We start from the raw sequence: 16,021 nt of genomic DNA on the forward strand, positions 1-16,021 counted from the left end.
GGCAGAGAATGGTATACCTATTTCTCTGCCATTTTTTATCTAAGTAAATATATTTATATAATGTTTAACGTTGAAAATATTTAGCAATTAGCTAGTTAAGATAAATTTTTATCTAAGTAATTTATCTGTGCATAAATAAGCAGACAGATAAATGCCAAAATAAATCATCATTTATCGCAAGGTTCATCAAATTAAATAATAAAGATTCGCAAAAGCTTTAGAAATTTGAGGAGCGTAATTAAATAAAATTAGAAATACAAAATAATCATTGGGCATTGGGCATTGGTTATTAATTATTTTCCCCTGCTCCCCTGCTCTCCCACTCCTTCCTATCATCAAACTTAGAAAACTTAATAATAAAAAGCACCATAGGGGGTAAAGACCCTTAAAATGATCAGGATTTGTATTCTCGTATTCCAAGGCAACGACTATGCCCCGCCGTGACGACCTCCGGAAGATTCTACTGTTAGGTTCTGGCCCAATTGTGATTGGACAAGCCTGTGAGTTTGACTACTCTGGCACTCAAGCCTGCAAAGCACTCCGAGAAGAAGGCTATGAAGTGGTTTTGGTCAACTCCAACCCTGCAACGATTATGACCGACCCGGAAACGGCCGATCGCACTTACATTGAGCCGCTGACGCCGGAATTGGTCGAAAAAGTCATCGAAAAAGAACGCCCCGATGCTCTACTACCAACGATGGGAGGACAAACTGCCCTCAATCTCGCCGTTGCTTTAGCCAAAAATGGAGTGTTGGAAAAGTACGGCGTTGAGTTAATTGGCGCTAAACTACCAGCGATCGAAAAAGCCGAAGATCGAAAGCTGTTTGGTGAAGCAATGGCAAGGATTGGGGTAGCTGTTTGTCCTAGCGATACAGCTGAATCTTTAGAAGAAGCCAAAGCTGTTGCTCGTCAAATTGGTACTTATCCCCTAATTATTCGTCCAGCTTTCACAATGGGTGGAAGTGGCGGCGGCATTGCCTACAACCAAGAAGAATTTGAGGAAATGGCACAGGTAGGTATAGATGCCAGTCCTGTTTCGCAAATTCTCATTGACCAGTCTTTACTCGGCTGGAAAGAATATGAACTTGAAGTGATGCGTGACTTGGCAGATAACGTGGTGATTATCTGTTCCATCGAAAACCTTGACCCGATGGGCATTCACACCGGAGACTCTATTACCGTCGCTCCCGCGCAAACCCTCACCGATAAAGAATATCAGAGGCTGCGGGATATGGCAATTAAAATCATCCGCGAAATCGGTGTGGAAACTGGCGGTTCTAATATCCAGTTTGCCGTCAATCCGCTTAATGGGGATGTGGTTGTAATTGAAATGAACCCGCGCGTTTCCCGCAGTTCGGCTTTATCTTCCAAAGCTACAGGTTTCCCCATTGCCAAAATGGCCGCAAAATTGGCTGTGGGCTACACCTTGGATGAAATTAAAAATGACATCACCAAGAAAACTCCCGCGTCCTTTGAGCCGACAATTGACTATGTGGTGACAAAAATCCCCCGCTTCGCCTTTGAAAAGTTCCCCGGTTCCGAGCCAGTGCTGACAACCCAAATGAAATCAGTCGGGGAAGCAATGGCAATTGGGCGGACGTTCAACGAATCCTTTCAAAAGGCATTGCGATCGCTCGAAACCGGACGCGCTGGTTGGGGTTGCGACAAAGCCGAAAAATTACCCAGTGGTGAACAAATCCGCGCCCAACTGCGGACACCTAACCCCGATCGCATTTTCTCCGTGCGCCATGCCTTGCAACTAGGGATTAGTGCTGAGGAAATCTACGAACTGACTGGTATTGACCCGTGGTTTCTAGATAAATTTCAACAACTCCTAGATGTCGAGAAATTTCTCAAGCGAACACCTTTACAGCAATTGACAAAAGAGCAACTTTATGAGGTGAAGCGGGACGGATATAGCGATCGCCAGATTGCTTATGCCACCAAAACCACCGAAGATGAAGTTCGCGCCTACCGCAAACAACTAGGAATCATCCCAGTTTACAAAACCGTAGATACCTGCGCCGCTGAGTTTGAAGCCTTTACCCCCTACTACTATTCTACCTACGAAGAAGAAACAGAGGTTTTGCCTGCAACCAAGCCAAAAGTGTTGATTTTAGGTGGTGGGCCCAACCGCATTGGACAGGGAATAGAGTTTGATTACTGTTGTTGTCATGCCGCTTATGCCTTGAAGGATGCGGGGTATGAGACAATTATGGTCAACTCCAACCCAGAGACAGTTTCGACAGACTACGATACCAGCGATCGCCTTTACTTTGAGCCTTTAACAAAAGAAGATGTCCTTAATATTATCGAAACTGAAAATCCAGTTGGGGTGATAATCCAGTTTGGTGGGCAAACACCGCTAAAGCTGGCTCTCCCATTACAAGAGTTTCTCAGCAATGATACTTCAGAACTCCTCACTAAAATTTGGGGTACATCGCCAGATTCCATCGACATGGCAGAAAACCGGGAGCGGTTTGAAAAGATTCTCCAACAGTTGAATATTTCCCAACCGCCTAATGGTATTGCCCGGAGTTATGAAGATGCGTTGATTGTCGCTAAACGTATTAGCTATCCGGTGGTGGTGCGTCCTAGCTATGTGTTGGGGGGACGGGCGATGGAAATTGTTTATTCCGATGCTGAGTTGGAACGCTACATGACCTTTGCGGTACTAGTGGAACCAGAACATCCGATTTTGATTGATAAGTTTTTGGAAAATGCGATTGAAGTTGATGTTGATGCGATCGCCGATCGTACAGGACGGGTAGTGATTGGTGGTATTATGGAACACATTGAACAGGCCGGGATTCACTCAGGAGATTCCGCTTGTTCCTTACCTTCCATTTCCCTATCACCAGCAGTTCTCAATCAGATTCGCACTTGGACGATACAGCTAGCACAAGCTTTATCAGTCATAGGATTGATGAATATTCAGTTTGCTGTTGTCGGCGCAAGCAGCTATTCTCCCCAAGTTTACATTCTAGAAGCTAATCCTCGCGCTTCCCGCACAGTGCCCTTTGTATCTAAAGCAACAGGCATACAATTAGCAAAACTAGCATCCTTAATTATGTCAGGCAAAACCTTAGAGGAGCTACATTTTACAGAGGAAGTCATTCCCACACATATTGCTGTAAAAGAAGCAGTATTACCCTTTAATAAATTCCCAGGAACTGATACAATATTGGGCCCAGAAATGAGATCCACTGGTGAGGTGATGGGGATTGACAGCGACTTTGGCCGTGCTTTTGCCAAAGCGGAAATGGGTGCTGGGGAGCGTTTACCGTTAACTGGAACTGTATTTGTATCAATGAGCGATCGCGATAAAGCTGCTGCAAGTGGTGTGGTGAAAGAATTTATCGATTTGGGCTTTACAGTGATGGCTACCCTTGGTACACGGCGAGTTCTTCTCGAACAGGGGTTAAATATTGAACTAGTGTTAAAACTCCATGAAGGTCGTCCCCACGTCCTAGATGCAATCAAAAACCAGAAAATCCAACTTATTATCAACACACCATCAGGGGAAGAAGCCCAGACTGATGCTAGGTTAATCCGCCGCACAGCCTTAGCTTACAAAATTCCCATCATTACTACCATCGCCGGTGCAAAAGCTACCGTCGCCGCCATCCGTTCCTTACAAAATACTACTTTGGATGTAAAAACTATCCAAGAGTACTGCCTGATCGCTAGGGAGTAGAGAGTAGGGAAGCAGAGGAGCAGGGGAGCAGGGGAGCAGGGGAGCAGGGGAGATGAGGAGACAAGGGGGACAAAGGGTAATTATTGAACAAGTCTCTCCCTTATCTTTGCCCTCTACCTTGTCTCTTCTCAATGCCCAATCCCCAGAAAAAATTAAACAATTGTTAGAAGAGAATGAATATAGTTCTCATTGAGATACTTTAACAAATATGAGGAAAATTATTTGAACCAGATAATTTCTTAAATTGACTTTTAGTCAGCCTTAAGATAGAGGGCAACGTTGGATGAACTGGAAAAACCAGGAAATTTTCTGTCGCCATCTAGCCAAAATCTTCTCATAAATGTTACAATTATTAATAAGACATCCCTAAAAAATGTTTAAAAAGCAACCTTTTATCTAACTGTAGATACTTGTGAAAAGTAGGAAATAACTGTAGTTTTAGCAATTAAGAAGCCTAAATTTGATTATTATGAGCAGCCGAGTTTCTCAGGCGCGTAAGTTGCAAACCATAGCATAGGTTCCCAGTCTGACTGGGTAGCACCCTAATAAATAAAGAAAGCATCTATCCCTTAATGACCCTACCGCCAACCCCATCATTACCAAAGAGTAGCGCCATGAAGACCGCTCAGACAGCCACAGACCTCGTGCGGACTTACCTGCGTGAGATTGGCCGTGTGCCACTCTTAACCCACGAGGAAGAGATTTTCTATGGTAAACAAGTGCAACGTTCCTGCGCTTTGCACGAATCAAGGGAATCTCTTGCCACCCAGCTAGGTCATCAACCGACTCTAGAAGAGTGGGCCAAAGCTACAAACCTAGAACCAGCAGAGTTGAACGAAGCGATCGCAGATGGTGAAATTGCCAAGCGCAAGATGGTAGAAGCCAATTTGCGGCTGGTAGTCTCCGTTGCCAAAAAATACATTAAGCGCAACGTCGATTTACTGGATTTGATCCAAGAAGGTAGTATCGGTATGCAACGGGGTGTAGAAAAGTTTGACCCTACCAAAGGGTACAGATTTTCTACTTATGCCTATTGGTGGATTCGGCAAGCTATTACTCGTGCTATAGCCGAAAAAGCTCGTACCATTCGGCTGCCGATCCATATCACCGAAAAATTAAATAAGATTAAAAAGGCACAGCGCCAATTGTCTCAAAAGTTGGGACGCGCTCCTACGGCTGGGGAGCTAGCTCAAGAATTAGAATTGACCCCCAAACAAGTACGAGAGTATTTAGAAAAGGCGCGTTTGCCCCTTTCTTTGGATTTGCGGCTGGGTGATAACTACGACACCGAACTCGGAGAAATGCTGGAAGATCCAGGCGCTTCTCCCGAAGAGTTTGTTATGCAATCTTCCCTATCTTATGACTTAGATCGCCTAATGGGCGATCTCACGCCACAACAGAGGGAAGTAATTACACTGCGCTTTGGCTTAACTGATGGGCAAGCCCTGACTCTGGCTAGAATTGGTGAAATATTGAACATTAGTCGAGAACGAGTTCGACAAATTGAACGGGAAGCCTTAAGCAAACTTCGCAAGTCTAAAGCCAATATGGATGAATATTTGGCAAGTTAAAAGTTAGGAGTGATGAGTTTGTAATTAACTCCCCACTCCTCACTTATTTTTTGGGGTGAGAAAATACGCTGACTTTGGTACGGTTACACCTACTTCCACTCTGACGCTAGGCTGTTACATTAGTTGACAGGAAGACAAAATAACTAAGTCAAATCCAAAACAGACATTTAATATTCAAATCACAAGCACCGCAGCTAATAGTGGTAGTTAAGGAGCTAAAAAATGAGTAACCCATCCAATCGTGTCTCAGAATTTTTTAATAGCGAATCAGAAACTAACGATTTACTCTGGCAGTACGTTAAATCCTTGAGTCCAGAGACAGTTACCCAGCTATCCAAACCCACGTCTGCCGAAGTCTTTCAGGTGATGGAACGGAATATTACAGGACTATTAGGTAATCTACCTTCAGAACACTTTGGTGTTACTGTAACCACAAATCGGGAAAATCTAGGTAGGCTTCTTGCTTCTGCAATGATTAGTGGTTATTTCTTGCGTAACGCTGAACAGAGAATGAATTTTGAAATGGCTCTACAAGGATCTGAAACCGACAACAGCGAAATTGACTAGAAATGTAAAATTTGGGAAATTCAATCAATATTGTTGGGCTGGTAGCTAGTCATAGTTACGGCGATACGAATTGAAAATAAGTCTCGGCGAAATCTTTGCCGCTAATTCCCGATTATACATCAGCTAAGTTTTTTAAAATATCCAAAATAGTGACTAATTCAGGTTGAAATTTAAACCCAGAGGAACGCGGAGTCTTTGATTTCGCTTCTCTGTTAACTCCTATAGTTTTGTGATTAATTCAATCAATTATATGATGTCATGCTAGTTAGGTATAACTCCCGAATCTATGCAGAAAGCCGGAAAATTCCTTCCCTCTAGTCCTCTGCGATCTTAATAATAAGTTTTTAACCAGACACAATATTAGAGGTGTATTTATAAATGATTAATGCACATTTGTGGATAAACGAACAGTGCTAGATGACCTTTGCAATAAATAAATCTAAACTCGGCAGAGTTATAACTAGTCTGCCGAGTTTTGTTATTAGTCAAGAGTCAAAATTCAGGAATTCTTTCCCTACTCCCTACTCCCCATTCAATTATGAGTGAAACCAGTTCTTTCCCACCCCATAAAATCATTGGTGTTGCAGTAATTTGGAATGACCAAAAGCAAATTTTAATTGACCGCCGTCGTCCAGAAGGAGCGATGGGTGGTTTATGGGAATTTCCTGGTGGTAAAATAGAGCCTGGTGAAACCATTCAAGAATGTATTCAACGGGAAATTTCTGAAGAACTGGGAATAGTAATTGAAGTGGGAGAGCATCTGATTACTATTGACCACAGCTATACAAACTTGCGCATTACTCTCACAGTACATCACTGCCGACATGTTACAGGTGTTCCCCAACCTTTAGAATCCGATGAAATTCGCTGGGTAACTTTGGAAGAACTAGAGCAGTTTGCTTTTCCGAAAGCAAATATTCAAATTATTGCTGCATTAAAAGGGAATGGGGAGTAGGCAAGAAGCAAGGGAGCAGGGAGCAAGGGAGAAGAATTTTTATCCCCTCTGCTCCCCGCACCCTGCCCCTCTGTATTTTTTCAACGCCTAATCCCGTAACAATCTATTAATTGCATCAGGTTGAGTCCCGCAATTTTCTACAATAGGCGCAGGGACTTTGATTTAAGGTGTCAGCAAATAAATGCCTAAAACCGTTGCCGATGTGATGAGCCGCGCTCCTATTGTTGTCCAGGAGGAAACTCCACTCAAGGAAGCTATCCAAATTCTCGCAGAACGCCATTTCAGCGGACTACCTGTTGTGGACGATCTCGGTAAATTGGTAGGCATTATCTCGGAAACCGATTTGATGTGGCAAGAAACTGGTGTGACTCCACCTGCGTACATTATGTTTCTTGATAGTGTTATCTATTTAAAAAATCCTGCTACGTATGACCGTGATTTGCACAAGGCTTTAGGGCAAACCGTCGGGGAGGTGATGAGTAAAAACCCGATCGCTATTTCCCCTGATAAAACTTTAAAAGAAGCAGCTACAATTATGCACGATCGCAGCGTTCACCGCTTGCCAGTACTTGATAGTACAAATCAAGTAATTGGTATTCTTACTCGTGGTGATATTATTCGGGCAATGGCTGCTAGTCAAGATTAGTCAAAAGTAGAGACGCGATTAATCGCGTCTGTCTTTTTTATACATTTGAAAATCAAGGATAACTAAATGAGTATTACTCCGGAGTCTGTTAAGCAATTGCTCAGTTCTGAGGATTTAGGCGATCGCTTACGTGCAGTAAATCAAATCCGCCAATTGGAACCTGCGGTTGGCTTTGAATTAATTCAAAGTGCGATTGGCGATCGCAATTCCCGTGTACGTTACACAGCAGTGAGTCAAATGGATACACTTGGAACCCAAGATTTACAGTTATCCTTGGATATCTTGCGTGATCGCTTACTTCATGACTCCGAAGTAGATGTACAAGCAGCAGCAGCAGACTGTTTGGGCGCTCTAAAGTTAAGCGAAGCTTTTGAAGATTTACAGCAGCTTTATCATACAACCGATGAATGGCTAATACAATTCAGTATTATTGCTACATTAGGAGAGTTAGGCGATCCGCGAGCTTTTGAACTACTTAAAGAGGCACTCTCATCAGAAAACGAATTAGTCCAAACTGCTGCTATTAGTTCTTTGGGTGACTTGGGAAATGTACAAGCTGTTCCTCTGTTGGCTCCCTATGCTACCAATCCAGATTGGCAAATTCGTTACAGACTTGTACAAGCCTTGGCTCATTTAGGTAATCCAGAAGCCAAATCTATTTTAGAAACTCTGGCTAATGATCAAGTAGATGCGATCGCAAGCGAAGCCAAAAGTTTTTTGCAGTCAGTTTAAATCTATTTAAGGTTAAGAAAATTCACCTTTAATATAGATTTGTCTGGCAATATAAAAAATCGACCTGGTTGGGAAAATTTCGCATTCCAGCCAGATCGAATAGATAAATTAGAGTTACTTTTAGTTGCTAAAAGTAACTTGTTTATATTTGAGGATAAATCTATTGAGCGAAACTCTTGCGGCGACGAGACATAGCCATTACTGCACCTACTGCACCCAAGCCCAGTAATGCAGCTGGTTCGGGAACAGATGATACTGCCACACCTTTAAAGCTTGCCTTCAATATTCCATTTTTATTGTATGCCGTCTCTGCTTGTTTTGCATTAATTTTTAAAGCAGTGAAATCAATGTTTCCTATTGCCTTACTTCCATCGTCAAACAATCCATAGAAATCAAAGCTGATATCTGTTCCTCCGAGGATTGTTTTAAAAGTTGGTGTAAAAAGATTAGTTAAACTAAGTAGCTTAACGCCATCTTTAGCACCAACATCTATAAATTTAGAAGGTAAATTGGCATTTAAGAAGCTGTAAATAGTCCCATTTGTATCGTTAAGAAAATCTCCATCTTTGTTCCCTAAAGCAATTGATCCTGGTGCAGGATTGAAGGTTATACCAGTTTTGGTGATGTTGGCTGTAGTGCCAGAACCATCAAATGTAAAGCCACCAGTGTATGCTTGAGCAGACCCAGCAGAGGTAAACAACCCAGTAGTAGCCAAGGGGATTGCAAAAGTAGCAGCCAGAGTAGCGTTTACAAATTTAGATTTTAAATTAATCATGATCCTTTGAGAGTCCTAATAATAACCTGGAACAGAGAAATTGATTGCTTAACCTTTACTATCAGTAATCTATTTAAAATACTGTCAGTGAAAGCGAAACTTGCGTGATGTATTTCTTATCTCCATAAAATCACATAGACTTAGAACCTGCAATATTTACTGAGTGGTCTTCATCACATCTTCAACTAATAAATCGTCTTCATAAAATTTTAATTTATTACATATCTGCGCTTCGTATATCTCTTACTCTCTAGGGTTCAAATTATTGGCAATAGCTCTGACTTTAAGAAAACCTAATTACGCAGTTATTGAAAAGTATAACTTTACACTTAAAAATTGCTTAACCATATTTTAGATAAATGGAGTATGCAGTGTATCTATAATCTTTCTAGTTACCAATATTTAGTGAAACGGTTCCTCTCATAGAATAAATGGGAGGAACCGCTGTATTTGTTTACTCATAGATAGTCTTTGCGATCAAATTGAATGTTTGTAACAAACAGCTAATTGCTAGCTATTCCCGCTGTTCTCAAATCTGTCAGATTTTTCAAATGCTAAGAGCCAAATACCTGTGGCCAGGTTGTCACAACAAAAACTATAACTGCGGCGATCGCTAACAACCCTTGAATCAAGTTTCCAACCAAAGACCCGACTACAATTCCTATACCTGCTTTAACCGCCAACCCGAATTCACGTCGGTAAAGATACTCGCCAATAATTGCTCCCAAAAGTGGGCCTAGTAAAATTCCTAAGAGTGGCCCCCCAAAAGGTAAAGTTGGCAATAATCCCAAAAATCCTACCACCAAACCCACAATTGCGCCAATTTGCCCCCACTTGCTAGCTCCAGCTTGTTTTGCTCCCACATAGCTAGCTAAAAAATCTACTCCGACACTGAGCAGTAAAACTATAATTGTCACAATTAGTGGAATCTTGATAGCTGCAAAGGAACTACTAACGATTCCCCAGATGATAATTGCAATTAAAATTAAGCTGCTACCGGGAATGGCTGGAACTACAGCACCAATAATACCCACAACCATTACAGCAACTAATAGCCAATAAATAATTTGCATAGATCAATTGTAAACTTCCAAATTTTCTCATATGGGCGCACATCTGCGCGCCTCTACTGTTTATTCTATCTGGGTAAGATAGCGAAAAATGCCTAGTACACTGTGGTGCAAGTTTGCCTAATTCTTCTAAACTGCTATTTAAAAGCTCAAAACCCATGACGAGAAAAATATTAACTGGACTAAGTTCTGAAGCCTACGAGCACCCCTTTGATCGCAAAGCCTTGGCTTCTTTGCAAAATATGCCCGGTGTCTCCCTACTACTCAAAAAAATTAACGAATATGGTATCGATCGCCTACTTAGACTGCAAAGCCTTGGTAGTGAAATCAGAATTTCGCCGCGTAATTTTCCCGAATTACATCAAACATTTGTAGAAACCTGCCAAATTCTTGATGTTGCTCCACTTCCTGAATTGTATCTATTTCGAGGTACAGGTCACATTCAAACCTACATTGTTGGCGTAGAAAAACCCCTTGTCGGTATCAATTTAGATGCAATGGAGTGGCTTGGCGTAGATGAGTTGCTTTACGTTTTCGGACATGAAGTCGCTCGCATCAAGAGTCAGCACATGATTTACCACCAAATGGCAATTGTTATGCCAACGTTGAAAAATTTGTTGAGCAGTACCACACTGGGAGTCGGTGGCTTAGTAGCTGGTGGAATGGAATTAGGTTTGTATAATTGGCGGATGATGGCTAGGTTTACTGCCGATCGGGCTGCAATGCTTGCTTGTCAGGATATTGACGTAGCAACTACTACACTGATGAAACTCGCGGGTTTACCAGATGAGTACTTGACTGCTGCTGTAATTGAAGATTTCCTCGTCCAAGCCCGTGAGTTTACATCCAATAACTTTGATAGCGTGGATAAAGTCACTAAAATATTAAGCTATACAGAGCCTGGGCTTTCTTGGATAGTTATGCGAGCTGGCGAATTATTAAAATGGGTTGATTCAGGAGCTTATGATAATTTAATTCAACAGACAAATTTAAAGATAGCGGAAGAACTAGAAGAAAAAGAAGAAAAGACACTAGAAGAAAAGGAAGGTTGGAATTTTTTGACTTCTTGGTGAGTTAATAATTCGTAATTCGTAATTCGTAATTAACTTATAGATACGAGCAAGTCAATTTGAGGTAGTAATTACAAATTACGAGTTATTCTCACAGATGATAAACCTAAATTTAGGTTAAGTCGCTTGGTTGGATAAATTCGAGCGAAGAGTAACAGCTAATTTATCAGCAATTCCTGCAATCCAGTTTTCATCTTGTTTGGTGTAACTTCGAGGAGCATTTGCTCCCAAAATTAATGCACCTTGGTTGCCAATAGGTTGACAAATTACACCTTGAGTATTCTCTGGTAAATAATCAAATTCCAGCCTACCTGGATATATTTTTAGAGCAACTAGATAAATCGGTTTTTGTTTTTCGAGTACCTGTTTTAAGATTACTCCTGGCACAACTTCAGATTTAGTACCCAGAATCCCACGACGCAACAAAACTTTACCTTGATAAAAAATCACAAGCGATCGCGTTACTGTATTAGTCAACAATAAATGAGATGCCCAGGCTAGCTCTGTTTTCACGGTTTCAGGTAAATCTGCTGCGAGTACAAAACCTTCTTCTCCAATTAGTTCTACAGTATCAGGCGATCGCGGCTGAACTTGCTGCCAAATTAAACCCGTCAAAATTAACACTGCACTCAAAATCACGCCCACTACATCACCACGCGATTGAGACTGGGTTAATTCCGGTGTTAATAAACGGTTAATCAGTAAAAGCACAGCGCCTAGCCCACCCACGACAATGGGTAGACGCCGCAAAACTCGATTAGGATCAGGTTTAGTCATTAGAAATTGGGAATTGGGAATTAGGAATTGGGCATTGGTTATTAATTATTTTCCCCTGCTCCCCTGCTCCCTCATCCTCACTCCTCCCCTGGTTCAATAATCCGCTGGAAAAGATAACCAGTACCCCGCGCGGTGAGAATCAATTCTGGGTTGCTAGGATCATCTTCTAATTTTGCCCGCAAACGTGATATATGCACATCTACTACGCGGGTATCTACATGACGTTCTGGTGTATAACCCCATACTTCCTGCAAAATTTCCGAACGAGAAAAAGCTTCTCCAGAGCGACTGACTAACAACTCTAACAAGCTGAACTCCATACCCGTCAATCGAATGCGCTCATCGCCTTTGTAGACTTGTCGCTTATTCGTATCGATTTTAATATTAGCGACATGGATTACCCCAGAACTGGGAATGCCAGAAGCACCGTTTTTATCTACCCGTCGCAGTACCGAGCGAATCCGGGCTTCTAGCTCCTTAGGAGAAAATGGTTTAACTACATAGTCATCAGCACCCAATTCTAACCCGGTGATGCGATCGGCGACATCACCCAAGGCTGTTAGCATAATAATGGGGACATCTGATTCTTTTCGTAATTCTTGACATACACCATAGCCGTCTAGCTTTGGCATCATTACATCTAAAACTACCAGGTCAGGCTCTGTTTTGCGAAAAGTTTCCAAAGCTTCTTCCCCGTCGCCAGCTGTCACTACATCGTAGCCAATCATGGAAAGGCGTGTTTCCAAAATCCGGCGAATGCTGGCTTCGTCGTCTACCACCAAGATTTTTTCTTTATGGCTTTCCAAGTTTCTCTAGGCTCCTTGACTAAAAATTTACATGATTAATTTTTAATACCATAATATTAAGATATCATTCCATGAATTGATTTGGAAAAAGCTCTAAATACCACTATTATTAGTTTTTAGTTTTTTTCAAGAATTAAGTAAATATTAAGATTATTTAATAAGATTTAAGAATGGCAAAGCCAAAAACTTTTTTCACTTGTAACGAATGTGGAGCAGAATCGCCCCAGTGGTTTGGTAAGTGTCCAGCTTGCGGCACTTACAACTCTCTAGAAGAACAAATTTCTATTCAATCCTCAGTAGATGTGCCCAGTCGGGGGGGAGTGAGTAGTTGGCAATCAGCTCAAGGCAATGGCAAATCTCACGGTAAACCAGCTAAAGCGCGAGCCTCTTTAACATTTGATCAAATTACCGATCGCCAAATTGCCCGTTGGGAGTCTGGTTATGGAGAATTAGATCGAGTGCTTGGAGGTGGGGTTGTCCCTGGCTCTATGGTGCTGATAGGTGGCGATCCAGGTATTGGAAAATCGACTTTATTGTTGCAAGTATCTAATCAATTAGCACAGAAATACCGCATCCTTTACGTAACTGGTGAAGAATCGGGACAGCAGGTAAAATTACGAGCTTCCCGCTTAGGAGTATCAAAAACTCTAAGTGTAGTTAGTGAGGAGAAGGTTGAAGTAGTAGATCCCGCACTTCCTATAGACCCTGACAGTATAGGTGCTGATTTATATGTACTGCCAGAAACAGATTTAGAAGAAATTTTACGGGAAATAGATTCTCTAAAACCAAATGTGGCGGTGATTGATAGTATCCAAACGGTGTTTTTTCCGGCGCTGACTTCTGCACCAGGTTCAGTAGCTCAGGTACGTGAATGTACCGCAGCCTTGATGAAGGTGGCAAAGCACGAAGATGTCACTATGCTGATTGTCGGACACGTTACCAAAGAAGGAGCGATCGCTGGGCCAAAAGTTTTAGAACATTTAGTCGATACAGTGTTGTATTTTGAAGGCGATCGCTTTGCCTCCCATCGGTTATTACGGACAGTCAAAAACCGCTTCGGCGCAACTCACGAAATCGGCATCTTTGAAATGGTGGCAGATGGATTGCGAGAAGTCTCCAACCCCTCAGAGCTATTTTTAGGCAACCGTGACGATCCAGCACCAGGTACGGCAATTGTCGTGGCTTGCGAAGGCACTCGCCCGATTGTTGTAGAATTGCAGGCTTTAGTGAGTCCTACCAGCTACCCTTCCCCTCGGCGGGCTGGAACTGGCGTAGACTACAACCGTCTAGTGCAAATTCTCGCTGTCTTAGAAAAGCGAGTGGGAATTCCGATGTCAAAGTTAGATTCCTACGTTGCTTCTGCGGGTGGGTTAAATGTGGAAGAACCGGCGGTAGATTTAGGAATAGCGATCGCAATTGTAGCTAGTTTCCGCGATCGCATCGTCGATCCCGGTACAGTATTAATCGGTGAAGTTGGGTTAGGTGGACAAGTGCGATCGGTTTCCCAAATGGAACTAAGGTTGAAAGAAGCTGCTAAGTTGGGATTTAAACGAGCGATCGTGCCCAAAGGAACAAAATTCCCTGACTTGAATATTGAGATATTACCAGTATCTAAAGTCATAGATGCAATTATTGCCGCCATCCCCCATCAAGAATTGACAGCCGACGATTTAGAACCCGATGAAGATGAGTAACTACTGGGTACTGGGAAATTGTTCCAAAATTTGGGAAGGGTCAAAGCAAATGCCATAATTTTTACGAGTGAAAACCTAGTCCTCAATACCTTTTACACACCAAAGGAAAATCCATCATGACAACCCTCACCCAAGACTACCAAATCACTTGGGAAAAACTACCCGATGATTACAAACTCCCCGACGATCCAGTGGACAACATCAACCAACCAGTCTTAGCTGCGGCACTTACAGAAAGCTTACAATTAGCCGGAAAAATTTCAGCTAACGCCCTAACAACAACTAATTACGGCATTTGTGCCACTCTAAACAACAAAATGGTCATTAAAGCTCCTGATTGGGCTTTCATTGCCAAAATTAATGTTAGTAGAGAAGAAGTAATACGCAGTTACACACCTCAATTACAGGGTGACATTCCCGTAATTGTGATGGAATTTGTCTCCGATACACAGGAGACAGAATATTCTATCAAAGCGACATATCCCCCAGGAAAATGGTTTTTCTACGAGCGCATCTTAAAAGTACCAAACTACATTATTTTTGAGCCAGACAGCGGCAGTTTTGAGATGTATTGCTTACAAAACACAGAACAGTATATTTTGCAAGAGCCTGATGAAAATCAACGCTACTGGATAGCAGAAATGAATCTTTACCTTGGGGTGTGGCAAGGTACTCGTGAAAATCGCCCAGGAAAGTGGTTACGGTGGTGGGATGAACAAGGAAACCTTTTGCCTTGGGGTTCTGAGTTAGCTCAACAGGAAGGCCAACGCGCTGAACAAGAACGACAACGCGCTGAACGACTAGCAGCACAATTGCGAGCGGCAGGAATTGAGCCAGAAGTGTGATGAAATTTTTTAGGAAAAATTGAAAGCCATTGATCTCCGATTTGTTTGATCAGCCGAGGATCTTACTCACAAATGATTAAGTAGGGCTAAATACCAGTTGTTAGGCAAGACGAGGGTTTAACAACTGCGATCGCTATAGGTTTATTACGATTGAATACACTGCTTATTTTAGGCTGCATCAGCAGTGCCTTAAATCTTTCTCGACACAAGACGGAGTTTTGCGTGTGCCAAAATAAATACCAATAAAACTACGGTTTTTATCTATGGTGTGGAATCTAGGGTAGCAGTTATTTGGCGATCGCTAATGCACAAGCGCGATTAAATGAACGTAGGGCAACAGAAGTAGAAGTTATTGCCACAGTCGAACGTGGTGTTACTTTTCCCACTCAATCTAGTAGAACTGGATTTAGATGTAACTTTCCCTTCAATGCTGAATGGAATGGAAAGTTTTATACTACTAAAAAAGTTGAGGCAATAGCTGTTTAAAAGGAAGAATACTGGTTAGTTATTACAGTCATCGTTAAATATTTTTAAAGGGGAAATTTCAATGAAACTTACTTACGATCCAAGATACAACATAGCTTATATCTATCTCCAAGAAAAAACTGCACAAGTAGAAACAGTTTATGTCAGTGAATAAATGAATGTAGATATTGCTCCTGATGGCATAATTTCTGGGATTGAATTGCTCAATGCTAACCAGCAATTAGGCGCTGATGAACAGGGTAAATTAATCGTAGTCAATGAAGCATTAGGAGAATCTGCGGAAATTAAGTTGTTACTGTAATCTGAACAATCTCAAATTATACTTTTACT

At 42.0% G+C, this 16,021-nt stretch carries 17 protein-coding genes; 13 read left to right on the forward strand and 4 right to left on the reverse strand.

All coding sequences use genetic code 11. The features are described 5' to 3' along the window. The first annotated feature begins 430 nt into the window (after window positions 1-430). The 7 genes from carB to nblB all read left to right on the forward strand — a co-directional run bounded on the left by carB (window position 431) and on the right by nblB (window position 8,168). Window positions 431-3,697: a carbamoyl-phosphate synthase large subunit gene (carB, locus tag NLP_RS07295; protein ID WP_104905817.1), complete on the forward strand. Its 3,267-nt coding sequence runs from the start codon at window positions 431-433 to the stop codon at window positions 3,695-3,697. Window positions 3,698-3,749: 52 nt separating this feature from the next. After that, complete coding sequence (locus NLP_RS32915) at window positions 3,750-3,890, forward strand: hypothetical protein (RefSeq protein WP_158680314.1); 141 nt, start codon at window positions 3,750-3,752, stop codon at window positions 3,888-3,890. A 421-nt stretch (window positions 3,891-4,311) separates the two neighbouring features. Next, on the forward strand, window positions 4,312-5,268 hold the full coding sequence (locus NLP_RS07300) for an RNA polymerase sigma factor, RpoD/SigA family (protein WP_104909800.1): 957 nt from the start codon (window positions 4,312-4,314) through the stop codon (window positions 5,266-5,268). Between the two features lie 222 nt (window positions 5,269-5,490). Next, window positions 5,491-5,835, forward strand: a complete 345-nt coding sequence (locus NLP_RS07305) for a DUF760 domain-containing protein (protein ID WP_099102117.1) — start codon at window positions 5,491-5,493, stop codon at window positions 5,833-5,835. A 538-nt stretch (window positions 5,836-6,373) separates the two neighbouring features. After that, window positions 6,374-6,790 (forward strand): 8-oxo-dGTP diphosphatase MutT, encoded by a 417-nt coding sequence (mutT, locus tag NLP_RS07310; RefSeq protein WP_104905818.1) that lies wholly within the window; start codon window positions 6,374-6,376, stop codon window positions 6,788-6,790. A 181-nt stretch (window positions 6,791-6,971) separates the two neighbouring features. Beyond that, window positions 6,972-7,436, forward strand: coding sequence for a CBS domain-containing protein (locus tag NLP_RS07315; protein ID WP_104905819.1), 465 nt, complete (start codon window positions 6,972-6,974; stop codon window positions 7,434-7,436). Between the two features lie 66 nt (window positions 7,437-7,502). Next, window positions 7,503-8,168 carry a phycobilisome degradation protein NblB gene (nblB, locus tag NLP_RS07320; protein WP_104905820.1) on the forward strand — a complete coding sequence of 222 codons (666 nt, stop codon included), beginning with the start codon at window positions 7,503-7,505 and terminating at the stop codon, window positions 8,166-8,168. Window positions 8,169-8,328: 160 nt separating this feature from the next. Here the strand turns inward: nblB and NLP_RS07325 are convergent, their stop codons facing one another. Together NLP_RS07325 and NLP_RS07330 are read right to left on the reverse strand one after the other, a co-directional pair. Next, window positions 8,329-8,943: a PEP-CTERM sorting domain-containing protein gene (locus NLP_RS07325; RefSeq protein ID WP_104905821.1), complete on the reverse strand. Its 615-nt coding sequence runs from the start codon at window positions 8,941-8,943 to the stop codon at window positions 8,329-8,331. Window positions 8,944-9,497: 554 nt separating this feature from the next. Beyond that, a complete protein-coding gene (locus tag NLP_RS07330) occupies window positions 9,498-10,016 on the reverse strand; it encodes a DUF456 domain-containing protein (protein WP_104905822.1) in 519 nt (172 codons plus the stop codon). 155 nt (window positions 10,017-10,171) lie between these two features. On the opposite strand from NLP_RS07330, the gene NLP_RS07335 reads away from it, so the two are divergent. Next, window positions 10,172-11,086, forward strand: coding sequence for a M48 family metallopeptidase (locus NLP_RS07335; protein ID WP_104905823.1), 915 nt, complete (start codon window positions 10,172-10,174; stop codon window positions 11,084-11,086). A 114-nt stretch (window positions 11,087-11,200) separates the two neighbouring features. On the opposite strand, the gene NLP_RS07340 is transcribed toward NLP_RS07335, so the two are convergent. Next, window positions 11,201-11,860: a cofactor assembly of complex C subunit B gene (locus NLP_RS07340; protein ID WP_104905824.1), complete on the reverse strand. Its 660-nt coding sequence runs from the start codon at window positions 11,858-11,860 to the stop codon at window positions 11,201-11,203. Window positions 11,861-11,937: 77 nt separating this feature from the next. After that, window positions 11,938-12,666, reverse strand: coding sequence for a response regulator transcription factor RpaB (gene rpaB, locus NLP_RS07345; RefSeq protein ID WP_012412029.1), 729 nt, complete (start codon window positions 12,664-12,666; stop codon window positions 11,938-11,940). A 170-nt stretch (window positions 12,667-12,836) separates the two neighbouring features. Here rpaB and radA point away from each other — a divergent pair, with 170 nt between their 5' ends. The 5 genes from radA (at window position 12,837) to NLP_RS34735 (ending at window position 15,992) form a co-directional block, all read left to right on the forward strand. After that, window positions 12,837-14,360: a DNA repair protein RadA gene (gene radA / locus NLP_RS07350; protein ID WP_104905825.1), complete on the forward strand. Its 1,524-nt coding sequence runs from the start codon at window positions 12,837-12,839 to the stop codon at window positions 14,358-14,360. A gap of 116 nt (window positions 14,361-14,476) precedes the next feature. After that, window positions 14,477-15,205, forward strand: coding sequence for a Uma2 family endonuclease (locus tag NLP_RS07355; protein ID WP_104905826.1), 729 nt, complete (start codon window positions 14,477-14,479; stop codon window positions 15,203-15,205). Between the two features lie 291 nt (window positions 15,206-15,496). Next, complete coding sequence (locus tag NLP_RS07360) at window positions 15,497-15,691, forward strand: hypothetical protein (RefSeq protein ID WP_104905827.1); 195 nt, start codon at window positions 15,497-15,499, stop codon at window positions 15,689-15,691. 61 nt (window positions 15,692-15,752) lie between these two features. Next, a complete protein-coding gene (locus NLP_RS34730) occupies window positions 15,753-15,845 on the forward strand; it encodes a DUF2283 domain-containing protein (protein WP_234017242.1) in 93 nt (30 codons plus the stop codon). After that, a complete protein-coding gene (locus NLP_RS34735; protein ID WP_234017243.1) occupies window positions 15,846-15,992 on the forward strand; it encodes a hypothetical protein in 147 nt (48 codons plus the stop codon). Window positions 15,993-16,021 lie beyond the last annotated feature (29 nt).

It is taken from the genome of Nostoc sp. 'Lobaria pulmonaria (5183) cyanobiont', from assembly GCF_002949795.1.
Classification (GTDB): domain Bacteria; phylum Cyanobacteriota; class Cyanobacteriia; order Cyanobacteriales; family Nostocaceae; genus Nostoc.